Raw genomic sequence first — 21,952 nt, 5'->3', positions numbered from 1 at the left:
GACAGTTTGCCCTAGAGTTCGAGCGACACATGCTCACTACCTTCCGTAGAATTACACAACAAAAATCCATCCAATTTTCATCAAATATATCTCACTCCACAAACAAGATAAAAAAGTTAAAAAAACAAGTAAAAAAATCAATTTTCTAGTAAAAAAACCGATATATAATAAAAGAGAAAATATTTTTCAAAAAAGGAGAAAAGGTATGAAGAAAAAAGGGATAAGCAGATGGTTAGCAGGAATGTTAGCCGGTGCAGTAGCATTTACTGGAATACCGGTAAATAACGTTAGTGCAGCCGAAACGACAGCAGAGTTGTTAGCAGATTTTAATTTTAACAGTGCAGCAACAGACAATGTCTTTTCCGGTGGCAAGGCAATAGCAAATGCAAAAGGAAGTTATAGTTTAGAGAAATTATCTACAACAGATTCCGCACTTTATTTAGACGGAACAGATTCCTATCTGGATCTGACAGCAGCAAATGGGGACGCACTATTAGCAGGTAAGGAAAATATTACGATCTCATACGATGCAAAAGCAGATAAAGGATCAAAGAGCTGGTCATTTTTTGCGGCACCAGATGCAACAAAGCAGACCTATCTGAAAGAGCATTATTTTGGAGTTGGACAGACAACTACAAAAGTAACAGTAGAACGTTATAATAACTCCGGTGCAAGACCGGGCAATAATTTGGAAGGAACAGTGACAAGCGACTGGCAGCATGTAGATATTTTAATATCAGAAACAAAAACAGCACTTTATATCAACGGTACAAAAGTGCAGGAGTCCGACAGCGATTACAAATTAAGCGATATCCTTGGAACAGAGGGCGGTATCGTTCAGGTTGGAAAAGGAAACTGGGAAACAGGTGAATATTACAAAGGTCTGATCGATAATTATAAGATTTATGACGGAATCTTAACTGAAGATGAGATCACTGCACAGTATCAGGAATTTGTAGCAGCACAGGAAGCAATCACATCCGGTACAGAAGAACTGAAGTTAGAGCAGGCTTATGATGCCCTTACATTAGTAGATACCGATGATGTCAGAGGTAATCTGCCACTTGTCCGTACCGGTAAAAATGGTTCCACGATCGAATGGACATCAAGCAATACAGCAGTGGTCACAGATACAGCAGATGGCGGTCTGTACGATGGAGGGATCGTAACAAGACCGGCAGCAGGATCAGATCCTGTAATGGTTAAGCTGACAGCAACGATCACTTATGGCTCTTTTGAACCAAAGACAAAAGAGTTTACGGTAACTGTACAGCCAAAGACAGCAAACTTAGATACAGATTATTCCGCAGGATATCTGTGGACAAACTTCGGAACAGAAGACGGTTATGAGAAGATCTTCTTAGGATATAGTGAAGACGGTCTGACATGGTCAAAATTAAATAAAGTAGACGGAGTTGCAAAATCTATTCTGACAAATGATGCAAAGGGCAGCGACCTTGGTGTACGTGATCCGCATCTGATCCGTTCCGTAGATGGAGATAAATACTGGATCCTTGGAACAGACCTTCATGCAGAAGGCGGTGGAGCCGGTGGAAGCGGCTGGAATCAGCTGAGTGCAAGTAAAAATCTTGTCGTATGGGAATCTACAGATTTAGTCAACTGGAGTGAACCACGTCTGGTTTATGCAGGATTTGATACTGCAGGCTGTGTATGGGCACCAGAAGCAATCTATGATGATACGACAGGTGATTATGTTGTTTACTGGTCTGCAAGAGATTATTCCAAGCAGGATACAGAAGAAAATGCACTTCGTGTTTATGTATGCCATACCAGAGATTTTAACACTTTCTCAGAACCAAAAGTCTGGTTAAGTGAAGATCAGGATAGCGGAACAGAAGTAAATATCATTGATACCACAATCGTCAAAGATAATGGTAAATTCTATCGTTTCTCTACATCTGACTGGAATACCGTTATTGATGTCAGTGATACCATAGATACGGATGACGTATTAGATGTCAGAACCAGTGAAGAGGAAAGTAAACCATCCGGTTCCTGGAAACGTTTAGTCAAGAGAAGTGGAAGTACAGCAGCCGGTTTTGATAGCCGGGAAGGATTTACCGTATATCAGCTTCCAGATGGAAAATGGTGTGCAATGGGGGATCACAGCGGATATAAAGCCTTTGTCACAGATGATCTTTCTTCCGGTAAATTCACTGAAGCCACTGCAGAATTTGTAGATGGCAAATTCCGCCATGGTACGGTTGTACGTCTTTCAAAGGCAGAAGAAGCAGCAGTATTAGAAGCATATAAAGCAAGAGAAAGCGAAGGACTTGATGAAAAAGAAGCATCTGATCCTGTTTTAGAATACAACTTTGAAGGTGAAAAAACTGCCAAGACAATTACAGATACCGGAAAAGGAAATACAACTGTATGGAATGGAACATTATTTGGCAATGCCAAAGTTGTCTATGATGAAACGGTTAAGAGCAATGTCTTACAGTTAGATGGTACAGATGGAACTTATGCAGAGATCCCACAGGGATTTTTCGATAAGAGAAATACCATGACCATTTCTATGGATGTAAAATCTGAGAAAGACAGCGGTAATTTCTTTACATTTACCTATGGACAGAACAGTACGTATTATAATTTCTTAAGAGTACGTGGCACAGAGATCCGTGATGCGATCACAACAACAAGTTATAGTTCAGAACAGGAAGTAAAGGGCAGCGGCGCAGCAACCGGTACATGGCAGAATGTGGTGATCGTTGTAGACGGAACGACCTTAAAGCTTTATATAGATGGAAGTCTGGTATCTGAAAATACAAATACACAGATCACAACAGCTTCTTTAGGAGAAAACTTATTAGCTTACCTTGGTAAATCCATGTATTCAGGGGATGCATATTTCAAAGGATCTTTTGACAACTTTAAAGTATACAACCGTGCATTAGATGAAACAGAGATTTTAGATAATGTCATTGATAAAGTAGCATTATTAAAAGGTGCTGTGATCGGTACAACACCAAAAGATCCGGCTACTACGATGGGAACAGACGACCACACAGCAATCTCATCTAAGATTGATACAGATACAAAAGAGATTACTTCCTGGGTGAAAAAATCAGCAAACAGAGCAGCGATTCCGGTAACACTGAATCTGCTGACTAAGAATGTGACAGCAACGATCAACGGACAGCCATTTGTAAATGGAAGTACCGTAGATCTGACAAAAGATGCAGTGGTAAATATTGCATTAGCAGACAGAACAGAAACTTATACCATTAAGACACCAAAGCTTGCAGGCAATGCAGTCCTTCCGGGACAGTATGCAGATCCTGACATCGATTATTTTGAAGGAAAATACTGGATCTATCCTACAACAGACGGTTATGCAGGCTGGTCAGGTGAAGTATTCCACGCATGGTCATCCGATGATATGATTGACTGGGTAGATGAAGGTGTGATCTTAGATACGAAGGATAAAGATCCGGGAACAAATGCAAACGGAGTAGATATTGCAGCATCTGCATGGTCAGACGGAAGTGCATGGGCACCGACGATTGAAGAAAAAGACGGAAAATATTATTTCTATTATTGTGGAAATGTGAATAGTTCTTACACAGGAACCTGCGGCAGTGGAAAAGCCATCGGTGTAGCTGTAGCAGACAATCCGGAGGGACCATTTACAGCAAAAGAAACACCGATCGTATATCCGAGCATGGTAAACAATGCAGGTATCGGATTCAGCGGTCAGGTGATCGATCCTTCTATCTTTACAGATGATGATGGAACTTCTTATCTGTTCTTTGGAAATGGCGGAAGCGGCTGTGCATTCGCAGAACTTGAAGATGATATGATGACCATTAAAGCAGGTACGTTAAAGAAGATTACCGGCATGAAGGATTTCAGGGAATCTGTAGTGGTTATGAAACGTAACGGACTTTACCACTTCACATGGTCCTGTGATGATACAGGAAGTCCAAACTACCATGTAAACTATGGTATTGCAGAAAAATTAGATGGAAATGTAACATACAAATATACATTATTAGCAAAAGATACAGATAACGGTATCTTAGGAACAGCTCATCAGTCCTTGCTTTATATGCCGGATACAGATAAATGCTATATTGCATATCACCGTTTCTATACACCACTTGGCATTTATACCAGCGGTTTAGGTTATCATCGTGAAACCTGTATCGATGAAGTTACATTTGATGAAGAAACAGGACTTATGAATCCGGTTACACCGACGATGGAAGGTGTCGGTGTCAGAGCATCTGATGAAGAAACCGCAACGGTCAATGCAAATGCAGCAAAAGCTGTTATGGATAAGATCCAGACAATCGGAATCGTTTCTTTAAGTACAGAATCCAAAGCAAAGATCGATGCAGCAAGAGCAGCATACAATGCACTGACAGCAGAGCAGAAAGCGCTGGTAACAAATGCATCTGTCCTGACAGCAGCAGAAGCAGAATATCAGAAATTAGTAAACAGCAAGAACCAGACACCATCCGGTGACAATAACAATAGCACTATTGTACAGCCGGCAGTGCCAGATACAGTTGTTGCAACAGCACCTACAGCAGAAAGCATTATTAAGAACAATTCGGGACTTCCAGGCGGAAAGGCAGAAGAATCGAAAAACTCCACATATGCTGCATTATCTGCAAAGGTATCGAAGTCTGCAAAGAACAGTAATAAAGTACGGTGGACAAAGGTCAAAGATGCAGATGGTTATGTTGTATTCGGAAATCTTGCAAATGCAGGCAAGAAGAAATACGCAGTACAAGTACTCTCTATCATTGAGAATAATTCCACAACCTCTTATACACATGCGAAGTTAAAGAAAGGAACTGCTTACAAATACATCGTACAGGCATATAAGATGGTCGATGGAAAGGTACAGATCCTTGCAACATCTAAGACGGTTTATGCTGCTACTAAGGGTGGTAAGGCTGGAAATGTAACATCATTAAAGGCAAAATCAAAAGTCAGCTTAAAGAAAGGTAAGAAAACAACCTTAAAGGTAACGGTGAAGAAATCCGGCAAGAATTTTGCAAAATACCGTAAGATCGCATTTGAGTCAGGCAATACAAAGATTGCAACAGTAACAAACAAGGGTGTGATCAAAGGTAAGAAAAAAGGTACCTGTTATATCTATGTATATGCACAGAATGGTATCTCGAAAAAAGTAAAGGTAACTGTAAAATAATCCTATTTGTACAGTAATCCTATCATAAGAAAGCTGCACACGACTGAAACTATTCAGTATCGTGTGCAGCTTTTTCATATATAAAAAATCAGGATTCGTAAGAACTTGCCGGGGTAAATGTTGTTGTAATATTGTAAATATAGTAACTGCCATAAATGTAATAAGAATAGGAACAACTGTGACATTCCATACCGAGGAGTTCGGCTGCATCACTCAGACAGCTCATCATAGAAAACGTATCTGCACCAGAGGCTTTCGTTGGAAGGATCAGTGTCAGCTTTTTATTGCCATTCTGGTATTGGCTGGCAAGTACAGAAGAAGCATCACTGACATTTTTAGTTACGGTTCCAAACAGTGAGATCAAGCTGTTAGAACTGCTTTTGCATTTTGGATAAGCATTCTTATTCCAGTTATGATCTTCTGCCATTACACTGTCTTTGACCAGAAAATATTCATAACGGAGTCTGCCTTTGACATCCGGTACAGGATCATCCCATGTGACATCTAAGTGATACCATTTTTTCCCTACCTGTACTAAGTTCCATGCATGACCGCCGCCATTGCCGGTGCCGACAACCATCTTACAGGGAATTCCAAGAGAATCCATAAATAATTTTGTGGTTTCTGCATAGCCCTGACAAACAGCTTTTTTCTTTAACAGGACACCCGCAGGAGAAAAAGAGGTGCCAGGAATCTGATTTTTCAAATAACTGTTATAGTCATAGGCACAGTTTGAGATGATATAATCATGGATCGTCTTGATCTTTTTGGCATCAGACATACCACCTTTGATCGTTTGCAGAATGACTTTTTTTGCTTTTGCGGCAACCTGCTGGTTGGAGTAGGAAACATTGTATACGCAGACCTTACAGGTGTAGGTAATGCCGTGGTTTTTCGCAGTAATAACAGCAGAACCTTTGCCCTTTGCGGTGATCTTTCCCTTAGAAGTGACTGTGGCTACGCTCTTTTTGCTGGAACGGTACGTGGTTTTACCGGATGTGCCATTCAGACGAAGTGTCTTTGTCTGCCCAACGGATAATGTAAGTTCCGTTTTGCTCAATCCGGTCTTTGCGGATACCTGTGAAGGAACTGCAAGGATGGCAAAAAACAGGAACATACAGCATAAGAAACTGACAAATGATCTGGAATTTTTGTTCATAAACCTCTCTCCTTTTCATACAATATTTTGTTATTAGTATGCAGAAGAACTTGCTAGAAATACATCCGGTCATTTCTGGTATTTTGCAAGAAGCTCATTGATCTCATCAATAGAAAGTTCATCCATCAGTGTGTTTAACTGTTCAAATACTTTCTGGTATGTCTCAGGAAGCTCATATTTTTTGACTTCTTCTAAGAGATCAAAAATCTTAGTGAAATCAAATGCGTCAATATATTGATGGATCTTTAAAAAGATCAGTTGTATGGTATCTTCGGGCAGAAGTTCCATGTCAGTATTTTCAGAAACCGTTAAATATCCATAATGGCGCAGGACGGATTCGATATTTCTTAAGAGACTCCTGTAGGCATCTAAGAGGCTTTGCATATGTTCATCGATATAAGCCGGATCATTTTTATTGCCAGCCTCCTCCTGCGCTTTTGCCATATCAGAGATTGCAACAGCACCGAGATTTCTTGACATACTTTTCATCGAATGTACTTTGATCGTGTAATTTTTGTAATCTTTCTGCTCATGAAGCTGATAGAGTTCATTGAGCTGCTTTTCACCGTAATTATAAGCAATTTCTAAGACATTCAGATAATCTTCTAACTGGCCGCCGCAGTTTGCAATACCAATGGAAGTATCTACATCTGTCAAGGTATCTTTTAAGAAAGCGGTATCTTCCGGAGCAAGGACGTTATCTGTAGGAGTGTCGTTTTCATTCTCATATGTGATACAGTCAGCAGGCAGGAAACGGGTAAAGAGCCGTTCTAACTGTTTGAAATTCATAGGTTTGCCGAGGTATTCATCAAAGCCTTCACTCATCAGGCTCTTGCGGACACCATTGACCGCATTAGCTGTTAAGACGATAATCTTGCTTTCTCCACCATAATGGTAATATGGGCTTAACTGGCGGATCTGCTTCATGGTTTCTACACCATCCATATCCGGCATCATATGATCTAAGAATATGATCGGATATTGTCTGGTTTTGCAGAGTTTGATCGCAGAAGGTCCATCGGCAGCGGTATCGACTTCTAATCCATAGTAGCTTAAACTGCTGTTGGCAACTTTCAGGTTGACCTGATTATCGTCCACGACTAGTACACGGATGCCTGCAATCTTCATATTACCCATGTCGTTGTTTGCAGCCGGATCATCTTCGTGTGAAAAGTTACGGTCAACCGGAGCGTCATCAAGTACTTTCTGCTCGATCGTGATGGTAAATACAGAGCCTTTGCCATAGGTACTTTCTACGGTGATCTCACCATTCATCAGAGTTGTATATCCTTTTGCAATCGCAAGACCTAAACCGGAACCTTCGACACCATAATGGAATTTCTGGTCTAACTGTTCAAAACTCTTAAATAAAGAAGCCTGATCTTCTTCTTTGATACCGATACCGGTGTCAGATACTTTAAATTCCAAAGTGATGATATCACCGGTACGATGCCTGACAGAAGCATCAAATGTGACACTTCCTTCTTTGGTATATTTCACAGCATTATTTAATACATTGATAAGTACTCCACGGATTCTGATCTTATCACCATAGAGCATATTTGGTATATTTTCAGCTATATTCATGGAAAAGGAGAGTCCTTTTTTCTTAGCCTGGTTGGAAATGATGATGGATACATCTCCCAGCAGGGAACCCATATAATATTTATCACAGACTAATTCCATCTTACCGGATTCAATCTTAGAAATATCAAGGATATCATTGATGATCGCTAAGAGGTTGTGAGAAGACCATTTAATATCCTGTACATATTCCCGGACTTCCTGGGAAATATCCATTTTTAAGACCAGTTCCGAAAAACCGATGATCGCATTCATCGGGGTACGGATCTCATGTGACATATTTGCAAGGAAGGTACTCTTAGCCTGATTTGCACACTGAGCCTCAATGATCGCTTCTTCAAGATCCTGCATATTTTTCACACGTTCTGAGAGGTCTGTGACAAGGACGATATGACCAATGGAATCACCATAGGTATCCACGATCTTATTGATAGAGAGATTGCAGTAAAGCCAGTTTCTCTGGCAGGATGCATCGATATCCTTCTGCTTTCCATCAAAAGAAAATACGGTATCATCCACATCAAACAGTTTCGGCAGGCTGAAATTTTCAATATCCGGCTGATTACGTGTAATATTGAAGAAAGTATAGGCTTCATCATTTAAAATACGCAGCTTCTTATCAGAGTCATAGACTAATACCGGCATTCCAAGAGAGTAGTATATGAATTCGGACATATTTGAAATATTGATCTGTGCACGTTCCATGGAAAGTGCCGCATGGTAGATCACGAGTAATCCGATGAACTGTGTGATCGTACTGCCGGGAATTGCAGAAATGCCAAGAAGCGGGCAGATCGTGTCAAAAATATTACCAAAAAATATGATAAATTCTGCGAGCATGAATTTCCTGCAGAAAACTAAAGTACGTTTTGTTTTTGCCGTACGGAAAATATAGAGGACTGTAAACTGCAGGGTAAGGGCGATGATGACTGTATAGACAGTGTATGCAGTGTTCCAGAAACCCGCAGTGAAATGGTAAGTCATACCATAACGGCCAAGATAGTAAACGGTCTGCTTTTTCTGTACGATAAAAAAATATAAGATCACTCCGGTCAATGAGAAACCGTTAAATATATGCTGGAGAATACGTGGCATCTCTGACAGATAACATAAGATGAGCTGGGCAGAAATCAGATAACCGAATGTGCCGATCATGCCAAATGCACGCCAGAGGTAAGCTGTCTGCGTATCTGTCTGTAACATCAGTCCGCCAAATCCAAAGCTCCAGATGGCACTTGAGATACAGGCAAGTGCAAACAGATGATTCTCTAAATAATGTTTTTCTTTAGAAAGCAGAAAGTGCTTGGAAAAATAAACTGACAACACACCGCAGCTGATCAGCCCGATTGATAGAACATATTTCATGCAGCATACCTCCTATGGATTTAATACTTGTGCAATATTATCTAACAGATCTTCTTTGCTGATCGGTTTTGCTAAGATCGCATCCGGATTAGCGGCATAACAGTTCTTTAGAGTTTCCTTATCTAAGGTGCCGGATAGGATGATGACCGGAATCGCATGGTCTTCTTCTTCCTTTTTACGGTTTAATATATTCAGAAAACTTGCACCATTATAAAGAGGCATCTGATAATCAAGAAGAACAAGATCAGGCGTATTTTTCATCAGGTAGCTGAATGCAAGTTTGGTGGAGTTGATGATCACGACGTTATACATATCTTTCAGATAACTGTCGATCAGTTTCAGATATGCCATATCATCATCAATGGCAAGGATGGTCTTGCGGGCAGAAGAAGTTTTTCTGCTCCGATATAATTCTAATACTTTCTTTTGCAGATCATCTTTTTGTACCGGTTTGATCAGATAACCGTCACCACCCATGAAAATGGAATTCATAACCGTATAACGGTCACGCTGTCCGGTGACAAAAACAACAGGTACATTGATGCATTCCTTTTGATTGCGGAAACGCTCTAATGTCTTAAAACCGTTCATCGCAGGCATATTGATATCTAAAAGGATCACATCGATCGAGTGACACTGTACATATTCTAAAGCACGCTGACCGCCTAATGCGGTTATTACATCTGCAATCGGGCTTAGATATAATTTCATAATTTCAAGCTGCTGGGCATCATCGTCCACAACTAATACTTTTGGTCGGCTTGTATCCATAAAATATTCCTCTTTTTCATAAACATACTGCTTGTTAAATGTAACTCCCGGGACTTTTTAAAATTCATATCAAAATAGTACCTTAGTTCTTATTTTATCATGCACGATACCCTTTTACAAGAATATATGAATTGAAAAAAGCAAAAGTTATGATATAATGAAACAAATCCGTTTTTAAGTAGATGCGAGGTGAATCTGATGAATAAGGCAATCCGTTTTTTCTGCATGGCAGCAGCAGTAACCATATTATGTGGCTGTGGACATGATGCATATCCGAATACAAAAGCAGTTATTGATGAAATTTATTCCTTGCAGGGATCAGATAATATCCGGTTTGTCTTTTCAAAGGACAGTACGTTAGTTGTCAGACAAAAAGGCATCTATGATCTGACCGAAAACAGTCAGGGAGAGCCGGTGCTTCGTATCTGTTTTGATGATATCAGCCGGGAACTGCCGGAAGATTACAGTTATACCGAATACCGCATAGAAGACGAGGGGAGGTATCTGTCGCTGACACTGACAACCGATGATTATGAACTTGATGAGAGTCCGATGCTCTTATTTCCGTTAAAGGGGACAGATGGACTCTTATCAGGAGCCTGTTTTAATGGAAGTTACCAGATTGGCAGGGCAGATGACAGTTATCAGTATATTTTCAAAGAAGATGGTCAGGTAACGATGCAGGTGAAACAGCATTATTATGCAGATGGTAAAGATATGACATTATCAGACCATGCTGGCAGTACAGATTATATATATGAAAGGTCAGAGGATTCTCTAGTATTAAAAAATACACAGGAAGAACCGGTTTTAACACTGGTAAAAGTAGAAAAATAAGAAAGGACGTAAATAGTTACAATGTTAGGAATTATTGGAGCAATGGATCAGGAAGTTGCAAAATTAAAAGAGATGATGACAGAAGTTGAGATCACAAAGGCAGCCTCCATGGAATTTTGCAAAGGAAAATTAAATGGTACAGAGGCAGTTGTTGTACGTGCAGGTGTGGGAAAAGTCAACGCAGCATGTTGTACACAGGCACTTATCGACCATTTTCCGGTAAGCTGTGTGATCAATACCGGAATCGCAGGTTCCCTGCAGGCAAGTATTGATATCGGAGATATTGTCCTTGCAACAGATGCCTTAGAGCATGATATGGATGCTGTATCCTTTGGCTATGGTTTAGGACAGATTCCGGGTATGGAAGTCTTTTCTTTTACTGCAGATGAAAAACTTAGAAAGATCGCAAAAGAAGGCTGTGAAAAAGTTAATCCTGATATTTCCGTACATGAAGGCAGAGTTGTCACAGGAGATCAGTTTGTATCCAGCAAAGAAAAGAAAACATGGCTTGTAGAGCATTTTGACGGATGCTGTACAGAAATGGAAGGGGCAGCGATCGCACACGTTGCGTATTTAAACCAGATCCCATTCCTCATCGTGCGTGCAATCTCCGATAAGGCAGATGACAGCGCACATATGGATTATCCGACATTTGAAGCAAAAGCGATAGAACATTCCGTTCGTCTGATCACAGAAATGGCAGGTAGATTAGCATGAAAAAAATAGCAAGTTTTACAGTAAACCACTTAACACTTTTACCGGGAGTCTATGTATCGAGAAAAGATCATATCGGTGCAGAAACAGTGACCACATTTGATATCCGTATGACACGCCCGAATTATGAACCGGTCATGAATACGGCAGAAGTACATACGATCGAGCATCTCGGTGCGACATTCCTTAGAAATCACAAAGAATTTTCAGACCGTGTAGTCTATTTCGGACCGATGGGATGCCGGACAGGCTTTTACCTTTTATTAGCAGGTGATTACGAATCAAAAGATATCATTGATCTGTTAAAAGAGATGTTTGTATTCATGCGGGATTTTAAGGGCGAAGTTCCGGGTGCAGCAGCAAGGGACTGCGGAAATTATTTAGACATGAATCTGCCGATGGCAAATTATCTTGCAAAAAAATATTACGAAGAAGTGTTGTGCAATATGACAGAGGATCGTTTACATTACCCGGAATAATGTACACATAGTCTTTCAAATGTATGCTTAGGATCTTCTAAATGGAGGAGTCTAAGAGCATATGCAAACGAAACGGAGGAAACTGTATGGAATATAGCGATATATACGACAGCAGACATAAGCGGACAGGCAGACAGATGGTGCGTGGTGAAGCCATCAGGGAAAATGACTATATACAGGCATCAGCAGCCGTTGTCATCTGTGATGGTTATATTCTGGTCACCAGAAGACATCCGGATAAGAAAAATGGCGGTAAATGGGAATTTCCGGGCGGTGGTTCTTCCGCAGGTGAGGACGGAGAGGCAACATTATATCGGGAATTAGAAGAAGAAACCGGTATCTGTCCTTATAAGGAGCAGATAAAGTTTTTGAAAACGGTTTTCTATGAGCCGTATCATTTGTTTATGGAAGTATATTTAGTAGAAGCAGAAGTGACATTAAAAGATCTAAGCTTACAGGAATCTGAGATCACACAGGCAATGTTTGTAACACAGCAGGAATTAGAGCTGATGCTTGCTGCTTTTACTGATCTAGATAAACAGATCTATCAGGAGATCAAAGAATTATTGTAATCATATCAGGAGGAAATGACAATGTTAGAAGCAGGGATCAAAGGACACAAGGAACTGACAGTGACGGAGGATAAGACAGCAAAAGTCCGTAAAAGCGGCACATTAAATGTATTTGCAACACCGGCACTGATCGAACTGATCGAGGAAACCGCATGGACAAGTGTAGCAGATGAATTAGAAGAAGGCATGGTAACAGTCGGTACAAATCTGAATGTTGCGCATTTATCTGCAACACCGGTAGGAATGAAAGTATTCTGTAATACAATCCTGACAGAGGTCGATGGCAGAAAACTGGTATTTTCTGTAGAGGTAGAAGATGAAGCCGGAAAGATTTCCCAGGGAGTTCATGAACGTTTTATCGTACAGGCTGATAAGTTCCAGAAAAAAGCAGATGCAAAGGGAGCCAAGGCTTAAAAGGTATTGATACAGCAGTATAGTTCAAGCAGTATAGTTCAAATAGAATCACCGCCTGTTACCCATATATCGGATGATCTGGGTAACAGACGGTTTTTTCGCAATTTCTTTCGGATTCTTCTATCGTCTATTTTTTAATCTTCACAGATTTCTTCTGCCCCTTTCCCTTGAACAGACTCTTGTAAGACTTCAGCTGTTTCTTCGGTACTTTAATAACGCATTTTCTGTTGATGCCTGTGAGAGCACCTTTTCCGACTTTCTTTAATTTTGTACTCTTCACGGTAATCTTCTTGAGGTTCTTGCAATTCTTAAAGGCATTCTTTCCGATAGAGGTTACATTTTTTCCAATCGTTACGCTCTTTAAGTTTTTGCAGCCTTCAAAACTGCCGGTTCCAATCTCTGTAACCGTGTCAGGAATTACAACTGTCTGCAGATTCTTACTGTTCTTAAATGCTTTTGCCGCAATGCCTGTCACCCGATACTTCACATTGTTAATTGTAACGGTTTTGGGAATTGTAACCTTCTTTGCCTTTTTCTCCTTGGCAGACAGCTTTGTAAGCGTTACTGATGGCTTACTTTCAGAACCATCTGATTCTGTCACCTTAAATTCCCTGCCTGTTTTCTCTTTCAGAGTTGTTCCAGATGCAGGTACATCTGCTTCCGGCGTCTTGGAAGGCACTGCTGATGGTGCAGGGCTTGGTGCTGCTGACGGTGCTGCAGATGGTTTTTCACTTGGCTGCTGGCTTGATTCCGGTCGTGAATAGTTACAGTGCAAGGTAAAAGAAATTGGGATATTTTCATCCAGGTCTTCATCATAAACCACGAAAACATCTGATGCATCACCGCCATTACCAAAGTTTATTGCATTCCACTGTTCCTGTGTGCCTGTATAATATACATCTTTTAATCCGATACAGTCCCTAAATGCACTTTTCCCTATGCTCGTCACACTCGACGGGATCACTATGCTCGTTAACCCGCTACATTTATAAAATGCATAATCCCCTATGCTCGTTACACTCGCTGGGATCTCTATGCTGGTTAACCCGCTGCAGCCAGAAAAATCCCTTATGTTCGTTACACTCGACGGGATTTTTGTGTTATTGCAGGCCTGTATAAGAGTATTTGTCGCTTTTTCTATAATGGCATTACAGTTATCTCTGCTGTCATACACTGTATTGCCTGCTTCTACAACTATGCTTGTTAACCCGCTACAGCGCCCAAATGCCTCATCCCCTATGCTCGTTACACTCGACGGGATTTCTATGCTGGTTAACCCGCTACATTCATAAAATGCAAAACCCCCTATGCTCGTTACACTCGACGGGATCGCTATGCTTGTTAACCCGCTACAGTTCTCAAATGCCTCATCCCCTATGCTCGTTACACTCGACGGGATCGCTATGCTTGTTAACCCGCTACAGCCAAAAAACGCAGACTTGCTTATGCTCGTTACACTCGACGGGATCGCTATGCTTGTTAACCCGCTACAGCCATAAAACGCATAATCGCTTATGCTCGTTGCACTCGACGGGATCGCTATGCTGGTTAACCCGCTACAGCCAAAAAACGCAAACTCGCTTATGCTCGTTACACTCGACGGGATCGCTATGCTTGTTAACCCGCTACAGCCAAAAAACGCAGACTCGCTTATGCTCGTTACACTCGACGGGATCGCTATGCTTGTTAACCCGCTACAGCCACTAAATGCACTTCTCTCTATGCTCGTTACTCCCGCCGGAATCTCCATACTTGTTAACCCGATACAGCCAAAAAACGCAGACTCGCTTATGCTCGTTACACTCGACGGGATCGCTATGCTTGTTAACCCGCTACAGCCACTAAATGCACTTCTCTCTATGCTCGTTACTCCCGCCGGAATCTCCATACTTGTTAACCCGATACAGCCAAAAAACGCAGACTCGCTTATGCTCGTTACACTCGACGGGATCGCTATGCTTGTTAACCCGCTACAGCCACTAAATGCACTTCTCTCTATGCTCGTTACTCCCGCCGGAATCTCCATACTTGTTAACCCGCTACAGCCAAAAAACGCAGACTCGCTTATGCTCGTTACACTCGACGGGATCGCTATGCTTGTTAACCCGCTACAGCCATAAAATACACCGCCCCCTATGCTCGTTACACTCGACGGGATCTCTATGCTGGTCAACCCGCTACAGCTACTAAACGCTTCGATCTCTATGCTCGTTACACTCGACGGGATCTCTATGCTGGTTAACCCGATACAGCCAGAAAATGCAGAACCCCCTATGCTTGTTATTGCAATATCCTTAATTGTCATGGGTATTTCTAAAGCTCCCTTTGCATAACTATCACATGCTGTTATTTCCACATATTTTGTTTCATCCGATTTCTGATAAATGCGATAGGACAGATATCCTTCTTTTCCATTCTCAACCGCTGTATCTTCTGTTTTTCCCTGATTTGTATTCGGCACCGAATTTGTTTCCGGGTTTGCCTGATCTGCTTCCGGCTCCGGCTTTTTTGCCGTTTCCTGTTCTGCTGCTGTGTCTACAGTCACGGCTGTTTCATTCTCCGAAACGGTCTCCGCAGCTACCGGTACTGAACTGCAGATCATTGCTGCAGTCAATACCATTGTCAACATTTTTTGTACGTGTCTCTTGTTCATTTGTTCCCTCCTGATTTCTTTTTATATGATACTGAAAGTATTTTAGCTTTTATCATGTTTACAGCTAACTTCTTCTCCGCAAGATGCGCATCCTCGCAGAGCGTTTTTTACTTTATGGGAAACGAGAAGTTTCCTAATAAAGATTCGGGTGTCAAAAGGTGACTCATAACTTAGTGGCTGGCAGATTGCACAAAGCCGAGGCTGTTTTGTGACTTTGGGAGAAAATTAGCAAATCTTAGTCTGCCTGTTCATGTATAGTGTTTTGCTGCCATGGACGGCAGTAAAAGTCTTAATGCCCCATGGATGGGGCGTTTAAGACGTACACGTCACTTTGTCACAATCTAATTCAGGCAGACTTAGATTTTCTTATTTTCGTACAACGGAACAAAATAGACTCGGCTTTGTGCAATCTGCCAGTCAAAAAATTTGAAGCCACCTTTTGGCACCCGAATCCTAATAAAGCAAAAAAGCAGTACAGATATCAGCAAAGCTGATATCTGTACTGCTTTCTATGCTTATGTATAATACTAACATTAAGACATACTACGTCTGTCTGTCTGTTAAAATTATCCCCTATCCCATTTCTCATAATCCACACACCCACTTTTTAGATAAATCTGTTTTTAGTATATATTTCACCTGCAGACAAGTCAAGCTTTCTTCTGTTTTTCTTTTATGTGTTTTTTCTAAAAAATATAAAGAAAACAAGGCTTTCCACACTTTTATATTATTCAAAAAGTTTTCTTACAGCAGCCGCATCAAAAGTTACATTGATGGCATGGTCAACTTCAATCTGGTAGAGAGCGTTTGCAGCCATGTGTTCTGCTGCCTGTTCAATATCCCGGATGCCAGTCGTATCTGCACAGGTTTCAATGATCGCATCAAGAGCATCATCTGTCACAATACATTCTTCTTCACGCAGTCCCATGCGTTTTAAGACTTTAGGGAGAGAGAATTTCGAGAAGATGATCTTCTTTTCCTCTGCGGTATAGTCAGGAATTTCAATCACAGCAAACCGTGACATCAAAGGTGCACTGATCTGTGCTTTATCATTGGCAGTTGCGATCGGATAGACACCGACAGTCGGTATCATACATTCGATATAGTTATCTGTAAAACCAAGGTTATCAAGCAGTGTTAAAAGAACATCAGCAGGATTGCCATTACCTTTACCGGCAGCCGCTTTATCAAGTTCGTTGATGATAAAGACAAGATTCGATTCCCCAGCCATGGAGAATGCCTCCATAATGATTCCCGGCTTTGCATTCGAATAGATACGGGAACTTCCGGTAAGCTGTTCAGCATCATTGATGGAACTCATATCCAAGGTTGTCCATGGCAGTTTTAAGATACGTGCAACAGCATAGGCAATCTGGGATTTTCCGGTTCCGGCCGGACCGACGAGTAACAGTCCATAAGCAGGAAGGGTATGTGTACGGTTGATCTGTATGATCGTTTCAATGATACGCTGCTTTACCCGTTCCATACCATAGAGTTCTTCGTCTAAGATACGTCTGGCTTCGACGGGATCGATCGATTCAAAGTAATTGCTTTTCCATTGAATATTCATCATGATCGAAAGGGCACGCTGTGCATGTCGTCTTTCTTCCGGGGTGACTTCATGGGAGCGGGCAACGGCTAAGTTTCTTCTTGCCCACAGGCGGATATTATCCGGCAGGGTTCTTCCAGCACAGGTCATAAAATCAGTGATACTCTGCAGGCTCGTAAGCTTCATGCTGTCACCGGTTTCTTCTTCATCATCTTCATCAAGCAGTTCTTCCGCAGGAGCATTTCCGGCAAGCAGACGCTCGATCATAAACTGTAAAAAACCATCTTCGGCAGAGAGTTTACTTCCGCCGCCGAATGCTGTTTCGCGGATTTTATAAACGGCATATCCGTTTTCTGTATTTTCACCGGATAAACGTACCGGAATATGATTTTCACCAAGCCAGCGGAGCAGGTTTACAAAACGTGCATCGATCGTAAGGATATCGGCACTGACGGTTCCGTCGTCCTCCTGAAATTCAAAGGTTGTCCGTTTTACGGGATTCGTAAAGATACCGCAGGAATGGTGTTTCCATTTGCGGATATGGTTATTTAATACAAGGATCGGTTTTTCGGCAGAAGGTTCGGATTCGTTAGAACGGAAAATCGTATAGGTACATTCCGCCGGATTTTTGTTGTCGGTGCTGTTATTAAAATCAAATACTGGCATAATAGACTCCTTTTGTTGGATAATATATACATTCAAACAAGTCAGAACTTTTATCCTGTAAGCAGGAATGGTTTCTGACCTTTTAACCCTTGTATCATAACATATTTTGCCACAAGAAAAAAGTTGCAGTTTACAAATATATGCAGGCATGTTAGAGTAAAGATGTTACAGTTTCTTTGGAAGCGTAACAAAAGCTGGTCAGTCGTGACATTCTTACCATTTGAAATGGGGGAATTCTATGTCACAGAAAAAAATCTTAAAAACAGCAGTTGTAATATCTATAGTATTCATATGGATCATTTCCACGTATCTATCCACAAATGTCTATGCAGCATCCGATTATGAATTTGTCGTTTTAAACACCTATCAGAAGACATTAAAGATCGGTGATGAATTTTATCTGTTAGCAGCCACATCCACAGGAAAGAAACCGGTATTTTCTTCGGATAATTCAGCCGTTGCATCGGTCAATACCTATGGAAGGATCAAAGCAAAAAAAGCCGGAACAGCTGTGATCACAGCAAAGATTAAAAATGGAGAAGCAAGCTGTAAAGTCAAAGTCAAAAAAACAGTTATCTACTTAAACATGACAAGTATTTCGTTGGAAAATGGGGAATCCATAAGGTTAAAGGCATCCACATCGAATGGTCATACAGTCACATTCCGGTCAGGAAAATCAAGCATTGCATCGGTCAGTGAAAAAGGGCTTGTGACGGCAAAGAAACCGGGAACTACTGAGATTACGGCAACAGCCGATAAAACCTCAGTTACCTGTAAAGTAACCGTCAAAAAACCATCTGTCAAATTAAACAAAAGCCATATTTCTCTCTATCGGAAACGGAAGGTAAAACTTTCTGTCACATCATCATCGAAAAGTACATCCACATGGAAAAGTAATAAAAAAAGCGTTGCCACAGTCGATGAAAATGGAATTGTAACAGCAATCAAGCATGGAACAGCCACGATCACTGTAACTGTAGACGGGTGCAGCAAAAGCTGTGAAGTGATTGTAAAACAGCCGAAGATCGAATTTGCAGAAGAAAAGAAGGAACTTTTTGCAGGTTGGGACTATCAGGCGGTTGTCAAGGTATCTTCTAATAATAAGCCCGAATTTTCCAGCTCAAATACAAATGTTGCCACAGTCGATGAAAATGGGCTCGTACATGCACGCACAAAAGGACGGGCATATATCTATGCAAAAGAAGACGGGGTAAAAGAACGGATGACAATTACTGTAACAGAACAGTAACCGCATCCGTTTAGAAAAACAATATCATGTAATCACATATAAGATCAGGTAAGAACAACGGCAGACCAGCGTCTTTTAATCTTCTTTCGCCCAGTTAAATGCATAAGTAACCGCTTTTTTCCACAGTTTGATTTTAGAAGCACTTTCTTCCGGTGTGATCTCGGGTGTAAATGTACGGTCAATCGCCTGGTTTTTTAAGACATCTTCCTTATTCTTCCAGTAGCCAACGGCAAGACCGGCAAGGTAAGCAGCTCCCATTGCAGTCGTTTCCACGCACACCGGACGGTTGACGGGTGCTAAGATGATATCGGACTGCATCTGCATCAAAAGGTTATTTGCACTTGCACCGCCATCGACTTTTAAGGAAGAAAGCCCGATACCTGAATCTGCTTTCATGGCAGATAATACGTCATTTACCTGAAATGCAAGGGATTCTAATGTGGCACGTATGATATGGTATTTATTGACACCACGCGTAAGCCCTACAATACTTCCTCTTGCATACTGATCCCAGTATGGAGCACCAAGACCGGTAAAAGCAGGCACGACATAACAGCCATTCGTGTCCTTGACTTTTCTTGCCATATATTCAGAATCGGGAGAAGAATCGATCAATTTCAATTCGTCCCTCAGCCACTGGATCGCAGCACCGGCAACAAAGATCGAACCTTCGAGTGCATAGGTGACTTTTCCGTCAAGTCCCCATGCGATCGTAGTGATCAATCCATTTTTGGAAAAGACAGGAGTATCCCCTGTGTTCATCAGTAAAAAACAGCCTGTGCCATAGGTATTTTTGGCTTCACCGGCAGAAAAACAGGTTTGTCCGAACAGGGCAGCCTGCTGGTCGCCGGCAGCACCGGCAATCGGGATTGGGGCACCGAAAAAAGTCGGGTTTGCCTCGCCGTAGATACAGCTGGATGGTTTTGGCGTTGGCAGTATCGATTTAGGAATATTCAGTTCTGTTAAAATCTCATCATCCCATTCTAAGGTATTGATATTAAATAACATGGTTCTTGATGCGTTAGAATAATCTGTCACATGCACCTGTCCTTGTGTCAGTTTCCAGATCAGCCATGTTTCCACCGTTCCAAAAAGAAGGTCGCCATTTTCGGCTTTTTCCCTTGCACCTTCTACATGATCTAAGATCCATTTGATCTTTGTAGCAGAAAAATAGGCATCGATCACAAGTCCTGTTTTCTTACGGAATGTTTCTGTCAGACCTTTTTCTTTTAATGTATCGCAGTAGTCAGAAGTTCTGCGGCACTGCCAGACGATCGCATGATAAATGGGAACTCCGGTATTTTTATCCCATAAGATCGCGGTTTCACGCTGGTTCGTAATACCGATCGCCTGAATATCTGCTGCGGTAGCACCGATGTTTGCCATTGCAGAATGGGCAACTTCTAACTGTGTTGACCAGATCTCATCTGCGTCATGTTCCACCCAGCCGGGTTTTGGAAAAAATTGTGTAAATTCTTTTTGGGCAACGCTGCACATTTCACCTTTTTCATTAAAAAGAATACAGCGGTTGCTCGTTGTTCCGGCATCTAATGCCATGATGTATTTTGCCATAGTAAATCCCCCGTGTAAGATTGATGCTTGTGTCTGTAGCTTTATTTTATACTATTTGTCTAAAAATGCATAGTATGAGATATTGTATAAAGATGTCTGACTATATATTTCGTTACAGTTCACAGGTATCCCTGCGAATTGCAACTTCGCAGCCCCATTTAAATTTTGCTGCGCAAAAGGGGGGGCTGCTCACGCCCGAATCACGGTCATACGCACCTAAACAGCAAGGTGTTTAGGTGCTGTCTGAACAGTAACTATATTTCACTTAATTCCTATTGACATACTAGGGAAAAAGGGCTACAATAAACAATATAATGAGAAAAATTGCGGAGGTGTAAGATAATGAAGATTTCTACAAAAGGACGTTATGCACTCCGGCTTATGTTAGACATTGCGATGAATGACGCAGTAGAACCCGTCAGATTAAAAGATGTAGCAGAAAGACAGTCGATATCTGTGAAATATTTAGAGCAGATCATTTCCCAGTTGGTACGTGCAGGATATGTGAAAAGTATCCGTGGACCGCAGGGAGGCTACCGTCTGGTAAAGAGTCCCAAAGAGTATACAGTCGGAATGATCTTACGTCAGGTCGAAGGTAATATGGTGCCGGTTGCATGTTTAGAGGACGAAGAATCGGGATGTGAACGGCAGGGTCAGTGTGTGACGCTTCGTATCTGGAAAGAATTAGATGAAGCAATGCGGAGTGTGTTAGATAAGTATACATTAGCGGATCTTATGACGTGGCAGATGGAATTAGGGGATGATTATGTGATCTGATAGCCATGGATGCAGATAGATGGTCATTATCTGTATGATGTGAGTATGATAATATCATATGCAGGCTTGTATGAGGGAGTATGTTCTATATAAATGTGAGGTGCATTTGTGTGGGATATGCTCTTTTTTTTGCAATCCTTTCTGCCTCAAGCATAGCAGAGACAGTTTCATTATTAGGAGTTTTTTCTGTGATTTTAAAAGGGATACCTCTCTCTCGAAGAGATTGGCGGACAAAGATAGTGAAGGCTGTACCAAGATTCATGCTAAGTTCTTCATAAAGAGCTTCGGCAGCTGCTTTGAGATCGCTGTTCATGCGGATACTGATATTGCTTGTTGTCGATTTAGCCATGGTAATCACACAATAATTAACACTATGGCGCATAGCTTGACAGCGCAGTGTCAGGCT

Annotated in this window: 15 protein-coding genes; 8 read left to right on the top strand and 7 right to left on the bottom strand. The window is 41.4% G+C overall.

Annotated features, from left to right (window positions below):
- Positions 1-205: 205 nt before the first annotated feature.
- Entirely contained in the window at positions 206-5,185 is a 4,980-nt protein-coding gene (locus tag H8S17_RS12380; protein ID WP_186867544.1) for a family 43 glycosylhydrolase, read from the top strand.
- A gap of 88 nt (positions 5,186-5,273) precedes the next feature.
- Here H8S17_RS12380 and H8S17_RS12375 read toward each other — a convergent pair whose 3' ends face one another.
- From H8S17_RS12375 to H8S17_RS12365, 3 genes are all read right to left on the bottom strand, one after another.
- Positions 5,274-6,344, bottom strand: a complete 1,071-nt coding sequence (locus H8S17_RS12375) for a transglutaminase domain-containing protein (protein ID WP_186867543.1) — start codon at positions 6,342-6,344, stop codon at positions 5,274-5,276.
- A 69-nt stretch (positions 6,345-6,413) separates the two neighbouring features.
- Positions 6,414-9,293 carry an ATP-binding protein gene (locus tag H8S17_RS12370; protein WP_186867542.1) on the bottom strand — a complete coding sequence of 960 codons (2,880 nt, stop codon included), beginning with the start codon at positions 9,291-9,293 and terminating at the stop codon, positions 6,414-6,416.
- 12 nt (positions 9,294-9,305) lie between these two features.
- Positions 9,306-10,064 (bottom strand): response regulator, encoded by a 759-nt coding sequence (locus H8S17_RS12365; RefSeq protein ID WP_178050834.1) that lies wholly within the window; start codon positions 10,062-10,064, stop codon positions 9,306-9,308.
- 198 nt (positions 10,065-10,262) lie between these two features.
- On the opposite strand from H8S17_RS12365, the gene H8S17_RS12360 reads away from it, so the two are divergent.
- The 5 genes from H8S17_RS12360 (at position 10,263) to H8S17_RS12340 (ending at position 13,080) form a co-directional block, all read left to right on the top strand.
- Positions 10,263-10,901 carry a hypothetical protein gene (locus H8S17_RS12360; RefSeq protein ID WP_186867541.1) on the top strand — a complete coding sequence of 213 codons (639 nt, stop codon included), beginning with the start codon at positions 10,263-10,265 and terminating at the stop codon, positions 10,899-10,901.
- Positions 10,902-10,922: 21 nt separating this feature from the next.
- Positions 10,923-11,618, top strand: a complete 696-nt coding sequence (locus H8S17_RS12355) for a 5'-methylthioadenosine/adenosylhomocysteine nucleosidase (protein WP_178051064.1) — start codon at positions 10,923-10,925, stop codon at positions 11,616-11,618.
- A complete protein-coding gene (locus H8S17_RS12350) occupies positions 11,615-12,094 on the top strand; it encodes an S-ribosylhomocysteine lyase (RefSeq protein WP_186867540.1) in 480 nt (159 codons plus the stop codon). The genes H8S17_RS12355 and H8S17_RS12350 overlap by 4 nt, the downstream gene beginning before the upstream one ends.
- An 86-nt stretch (positions 12,095-12,180) precedes the next feature.
- Positions 12,181-12,666, top strand: a complete 486-nt coding sequence (locus tag H8S17_RS12345; RefSeq protein ID WP_178051062.1) for an NUDIX domain-containing protein — start codon at positions 12,181-12,183, stop codon at positions 12,664-12,666.
- 21 nt (positions 12,667-12,687) lie between these two features.
- On the top strand, positions 12,688-13,080 hold the full coding sequence (locus H8S17_RS12340; protein ID WP_186867539.1) for a thioesterase family protein: 393 nt from the start codon (positions 12,688-12,690) through the stop codon (positions 13,078-13,080).
- A gap of 127 nt (positions 13,081-13,207) precedes the next feature.
- On the opposite strand, the gene H8S17_RS12335 is transcribed toward H8S17_RS12340, so the two are convergent.
- Positions 13,208-15,733, bottom strand: a complete 2,526-nt coding sequence (locus H8S17_RS12335; protein WP_186867538.1) for a leucine-rich repeat domain-containing protein — start codon at positions 15,731-15,733, stop codon at positions 13,208-13,210.
- A gap of 727 nt (positions 15,734-16,460) precedes the next feature.
- A complete protein-coding gene (locus tag H8S17_RS12330; protein ID WP_186867537.1) occupies positions 16,461-17,948 on the bottom strand; it encodes an AAA family ATPase in 1,488 nt (495 codons plus the stop codon).
- A 238-nt stretch (positions 17,949-18,186) separates the two neighbouring features.
- Between H8S17_RS12330 and H8S17_RS12325 the strand changes: the two genes are divergently transcribed.
- Positions 18,187-19,197: an Ig-like domain-containing protein gene (locus H8S17_RS12325; RefSeq protein ID WP_186867536.1), complete on the top strand. Its 1,011-nt coding sequence runs from the start codon at positions 18,187-18,189 to the stop codon at positions 19,195-19,197.
- A 75-nt stretch (positions 19,198-19,272) separates the two neighbouring features.
- On the opposite strand, the gene glpK is transcribed toward H8S17_RS12325, so the two are convergent.
- The gene (gene glpK, locus H8S17_RS12320) at positions 19,273-20,769 is read right to left on the bottom strand and encodes a glycerol kinase GlpK (RefSeq protein ID WP_186867535.1); all 1,497 of its coding nucleotides are present in this window, start codon (positions 20,767-20,769) and stop codon (positions 19,273-19,275) included.
- Between the two features lie 342 nt (positions 20,770-21,111).
- Between glpK and H8S17_RS12315 the strand changes: the two genes are divergently transcribed.
- Positions 21,112-21,546, top strand: a complete 435-nt coding sequence (locus tag H8S17_RS12315) for an RrF2 family transcriptional regulator (RefSeq protein ID WP_178050814.1) — start codon at positions 21,112-21,114, stop codon at positions 21,544-21,546.
- A gap of 85 nt (positions 21,547-21,631) precedes the next feature.
- Here H8S17_RS12315 and H8S17_RS12310 read toward each other — a convergent pair whose 3' ends face one another.
- Positions 21,632-21,895, bottom strand: a complete 264-nt coding sequence (locus H8S17_RS12310; protein WP_186867534.1) for a type II toxin-antitoxin system RelB/DinJ family antitoxin — start codon at positions 21,893-21,895, stop codon at positions 21,632-21,634.
- Between the last annotated feature and the right edge of the window lie 57 nt (positions 21,896-21,952).

Source organism: Roseburia zhanii (assembly GCF_014287635.1).
Taxonomy (GTDB): Bacteria; Bacillota; Clostridia; order Lachnospirales; family Lachnospiraceae; genus Roseburia_B; species Roseburia_B zhanii.
This window is presented reverse-complemented; position numbering and strand designations above follow the sequence as displayed.